Genomic DNA, 5737 nt, shown 5'->3' with positions numbered 1-5737 from the left:
CTTAAATGAATAACCAAGTGTTGGCTTCCCCAATTCAACATACCTATTGGAAGCAACTGAACAATAATTCGCAGAAGTCGTTTGATGTTGCCACTATTAGTGCTGTTTTCGATGGAACTTTACAGGCTCAGGATATTAAAGTCTGTTTACAAAAACTGCTCTATGGTGTTGAAATTCTGCGTACTCATTACCATTTAGATGAGTTAGGTGCTTTATGGCAAAATATTTCATCAGAAGTAGCTGTTAACTTTATCGAATTGAATTGGCAACACCTTGATGAAATCCAAATAGCTGAACAAAAAAACAACATCACCAATGAGCTAAAATCTTGTGGTTCATCAACGCCCTGGCATCGAGTAGTGTTGGCGGATATGGGCGATACCTGTTGGTTATATCTGGAGTTATCTGGTATTAATACCGATGCTTTTTCTCTTAATTACCTGCTCGACCTTTTGCTTAGTGCCGGTAATGGTAACCTGAAACAGAGTCTTGAAAGACTGCATGAAGATATTATTCAGTATGCTGAGTTAGCCCCTTGGCTGGCTGATTTTCTGCTCGATGATGACCTGCTTGATGCGCGTGCCTTTTGGACTAAGGATAAAAGTATTGCGGGGTTGCAACAGCCGTTTTCATTACAGCGTTATATGCACGCTTCAACTATCGAGTCGTCAACCAGACAGTATAGTTTTGCCAGCGTTGAGCTGGGTGATGTATTTGATCACCTCGACAGTTACGCCTCTCAACATCAGGCGACGGTAGCCGAAGTTATCTGTGCAAGTTTACGATTATCACTCACCAAATATTCAAAAGAGGCTTCATTGGCAAGAGTCTTTGATAGCCGCGGCGATAGCACATTGGCTGAAGCGATTGGTCCACTGAGTCGGGCTGTGCCTTTATTTCCCGACGTGTCGGATTCATTCGACATTGCCGTTGAAAATGAACGTGATTGCAGTGCGTTGGCGATAGATTACAGTGAATGTTTCGCAAAGGAGCATGCACATGAAAACGACGGTTTTACCTTTATTTTTGATAGTATAGACAGACCCTCTGGGTCGGCAGCTACAATAGAGCAAGTTGCTTATTTCCCCGAAGCGTTTAAATTACAATTTATGTTAATCACCCAGGGCAATGCGACCCGTTTGCAGTTAACCTACGATAGTGATTTTATTGATGAACAGGCATTAAATTATTTTCTTACCTCGTGCAAATCTAACTTGGTTGATCACATTCAGGGTAACAAAATATCCCCCCCCCCCAGCTACAAAGCGATGGGCAAACAAGTAACTACGGGCAATGATGTCACTGTATTGAAATCATTCGAAAGGGCACTTAATATCCCTGATGCAGCCGTAACTCAGGTTGGTGGTGATATGGCCTCTTTAAGTGACATCAATGCCAGTGCGAATCGTCTGGCGCATTACTTGATAGGAACAGGCATTGGCAAAGGTGATGCCATTGCACTTTGCCTTACTCGTTCCATCGAATTTGTTATCGCCATGCTAGCGGTAATGAAAACGGGTGCCGCTTATATCCCGATAGATGTTGAATTACCCGTACAACGTATCAATACCATGTTACAAGATGCACAGGCAAAGGCATTTATTTGTCAGGGCGATTTTTCTATTGAAGGGTGTCAAGCTATCGATTATAGCGCATTGGAACTAGGGCGCTATGACATAACAACACCCGACATAACAATCGGTAGTGACGATTTGGCCTACATCTTATTCACCTCAGGCTCAACAGGTAAAGCCAAAGGTGTTAGCATAAGCCACAAAGCATTGTTAAATCATATGAACTGGATAAACCAGGAATTTTCATTTAAGCCCCAAGACCGTTTTCTACAAAGAACATCGGCGAGTTTTGATGCGTCCATCTGGGAATTCTGGAGTCCACTGCTGGTCGGTGGGACTATGGTGATAGCCCCAAGCGAAATCAACTATGAGCCGTCATTATTTAGACGTATTGTATCAGAGCAGCATATAACCCGGATGCAAATAGTACCTTCGTTACTGGAGGTTATGACGGAAGATAGTTTTGATGGCTATGAGCATAATCTTCAAACCATATTTTGTGGTGGTGAAGCGTTAAAAATGCTGACAGCAAGAAGGGCACAGAGCGTATTTAACTGTGAAATTGTTAACTTATACGGGCCATCGGAATGTTGTATTGATGCCACTTTTTGGCGTTTTAACGAGCGCCTAATCACCGATTTTGTGCCGATTGGTTATCCGGTGAATAACCTGAGCTGTCGGGTAGTTAAAGAAAATGGCACCGAGGCTGCTAAAGGGGAATCAGGAGAGTTGCAAATTGCAGGAGACTCGCTGTTTAACGGTTATTATCATCAAGCTGACTTAACCGACGAGGCGATGCATTATTGTGAAGCCAGTCAAATAAACTATTACAAAACCGGAGATCATGTACGGGTATTGGCGGATAATAATCTGATGTATCTGGAGCGACTTGATGATCAGGTTAAGCTAAATGGTTTCAGGATAGAGCCTGATGAAATAACAATGCTGGTATTAAATGCAGGGTTGGCCGAGCAAGCAAAATGTATTTTCAGTGCCTCGTCCCATAATTTATCATTATTTATCATTGAAGCTAAAGCGAGTGCAACTGAAATAATGCAAATGCTGAAAAGCGTATTGCCTGAATACATGGTGCCACATCAGTTGATCGAAGTTGAAACGTTTCCTTACTTGTCTAACGGCAAGCTCAATAAACGAGCCCTGGCTGATTGGGCGATGGAGCACAGCAGTGCAGGTTATGTAGCACCGGGCACCGAGATAGAAAGCAAGTTAGTGGTCATGTGGCAGGAGTTACTGAATATTTCGATGAGCATAGGAACTACCCATGACTTTTTTGCTATCGGGGGGCATTCGTTACTGGCGATGAAAGTAGTAAATCGGATCACAGAGGAGTTTGATATCACCATCAGTGTACGGGTGTTGTTTGAACATAAAACAATTGCAGAGCTTGCAGCTTATATAGAGCCATTAACCTTATTGGCTGATGTTGTAGAAAGCGAAGATGATGAAATGGAAGGTGGATTATTATGAATCTTGTAGCGTTACTAAAAGAAGTTAAAAACAAGGGGATCACACTCTATCTCAATGATGGGAAGCTAGCGTTTAAGGCACCTGCGGGGGCAATGAATAAAGCGTTAAAATCACAAGTCGTCGCACTTAAAGTTGAACTTGTTGAGTTATTAGAAAAGCGTGACAGTACTGAAACCAGTAAGATTGAAGTGATTGACAGACAACCCGATGATGCTTTAGTGACCTCATTCCCTCAACAAAGGTTATGGTTTGTAGATAAACTGGGTCGTGGTAGTCATCAGTACAATATATCAGCAGCGTTAAAACTATCAGGTACCTTAAAACCTGAAGCATTAGAAAAAGCTTTTAGTAGTATAGTTTCACGTCATGAAACTCTGAGAACGTATTTTGTAGCTGGTGATGATGGCCAGCCCGTTCAAAAAATTCAGAATGTAGATGGGTTTGATGTTGTAACTATTGATTTATCGACAATAGAAGCTAAAAATCAACAAGAAGAAGTGATCCGCTACGTTGATCAGGAGACGACCTATAATTTCAATTTAAATTCTGACTTTATGCTAAGAGTGCATGTATTGAAACTTAGTGATGCTGAGCATATATTGTTAGTGACTATGCATCATATTGCGTCTGATGGATGGTCTGTCGGAGTTTTAATTACCGAATTTAGTACCTTATATGCAGCTTATGCACAAGGTAAAGGCAACCCGTTAGCACCGCTTGCGGTCCAATACGCAGATTATGCTCATTGGCAACGGAACGGGATAGAAGGAAAAGTATTAGATAAGCAACTGAGTTTTTGGACCAATCAATTAGCTGGTTTGCCAATTATTCATAGCTTGCCATTAGATCTGCCTCGTCCGTCGAAACAAAGATTTGCTGGACATATTTATTCTTGTAATATGAGTAAAACCAAACTTGATGTGTTCGAACAGTATTGTAAGGATAATGGGGCCACTTTGTTTATGGGACTGCATGCGGTATTTTCAGTACTGCTCGCCCGTTACAGTAATGAAACCGACATTGTTATCGGGAGTCCGGTTGCCAATAGAGAACAACCGGAAGTTGAGCCTTTGATTGGTTATTTTGCCAATACATTGGTGCTTCGCAGTGATTTGTCGGATAAGCCTACGTTTAATGCACTACTAGCACAAAGTAAAAAAACGTTATTGGATGCTTATGCTAATCAACAAGTTCCATTTGAGCAGGTAGTTGAACAATTACAGCCGGAGCGTAGTTTAAGTTATAGTCTATTATTTCAGGTGATGCTGGTATTGCAAAATAACGTACAGGGTTCAGAGGAGTTACCTGATCTAACCCTTAGTCATGTTAAGCAAAAAAATACTGTTTCCAAATTTGATTTAACGCTAAATATCATGAAAAATGATGAAGGGTTAAGAGTACGTTGGGAATATAACACAGATTTATTCAAAGTTGAGACCATAAAATGTTTGGCAGAGCATTTTGAACGATTATTTGAAGGCTTGTTAAGTGCGCCAGAAAACAATGTATTTGATGTGAAAATGCTCAGTGAACCAGAGTATTATCAGCAACTGACTACATGGAATGATACTGCGGTAATCTATCCTAAAGATAAATGTATTCATGAATTATTCGAAGCGCAAGTAGAGAAAACTCCGAATGCTATTGCAGCAGTATTTGAGGATCAAAAATTAAATTACAGTGAATTGAATAACAAAGTTAATCAATTGGCACATTACCTTATTGAACAAAAACAAGTTAAACCAGATACTTTGGTTGGTATTTGTATGGAACGTTCTCTGGAAATGGTTATCGCAATATTTGCTGTTTTAAAAGCGGGTGGTGCTTACGTACCATTAGATCCTGATTTTCCGAAAGCTAGGCTTGCCTACATGTTGCAAGATGCTAATCTTTCAATTGTCTTAACGCAAATTAAACTGCGCGGAAAAATCTCAATAAATGACAATCAGCTAGAATATTTGGACGATTCAATGTTTTTGCAGCATTTAAGTGATTATTCGACGGATAATATAGATCCATTAAGTCAAGGATTGACCTCAAAACATTTAGCGTATGTGATATATACGTCAGGATCAACGGGTAAACCTAAAGGAGTCATGGTACCTCATAGCGCAGTGGTTCATTATTTAGCCCATGCGGTAGAAAATTATTTGACGGATAATATTGTTGGTTCTGTGCTGAGTTCGCCGCTAAGTTTTGATGCAACAGTGACTACCTTGTTAACGCCATTGATGGCTGGTCGAAAAATTGTAATTCTTCCAGAAAAACAAGATTTAGTTGTAGAGGGGTTGATTAACTATTTTAATGCTGAATATGATTATTTATTTAAAATAACTCCCGCACATCTTGAATTACTTAGTACTTGCAATATATCTGGAAACGCCCAGCACATAGTCGTTATTGGAGGAGAGCAGTTAACAACCCGTTGCTTGATGCCATGGAAACGAGATTTATTACCCAATACTATTTATGTAAATGAGTATGGACCAACAGAAACAGCTGTTGGTTGCAGTACGTATTGGATCAGAGAATTACAAGATTTGGAGTATGATGTTCATGCGGTACCTATTGGCCAACCCATTAATAATATAAAGTTTTATGTTTTATATAATGGTCAACCCATACCTTTGGGAGCTATAGGGGAATTGTATATTGGTGGTGATGGTGTTACTCAC

At 40.3% G+C, this 5737-nt stretch carries 2 protein-coding genes; both read left to right on the top strand.

Going from position 1 to position 5737, the window contains the following annotated elements:
• Positions 1-17: 17 nt before the first annotated feature.
• Positions 18-3062, top strand: coding sequence for a non-ribosomal peptide synthetase (locus GAB14E_RS02895; RefSeq protein WP_231562111.1), 3045 nt, complete (start codon positions 18-20; stop codon positions 3060-3062).
• Positions 3059-5737 (top strand): non-ribosomal peptide synthetase (locus tag GAB14E_RS02900; RefSeq protein ID WP_033084129.1); only part of this gene is annotated, 2679 nt, incomplete at its 3' end. The genes GAB14E_RS02895 and GAB14E_RS02900, both read left to right, overlap by 4 nt.

It is taken from the genome of Colwellia psychrerythraea (genome assembly GCF_000764185.1).
Lineage (GTDB): Bacteria > Pseudomonadota > Gammaproteobacteria > Enterobacterales > Alteromonadaceae > Colwellia > Colwellia psychrerythraea_B.
Note: the sequence above shows the minus strand (reverse complement) of the source record. Positions and strands in the feature narration are given on the sequence as shown.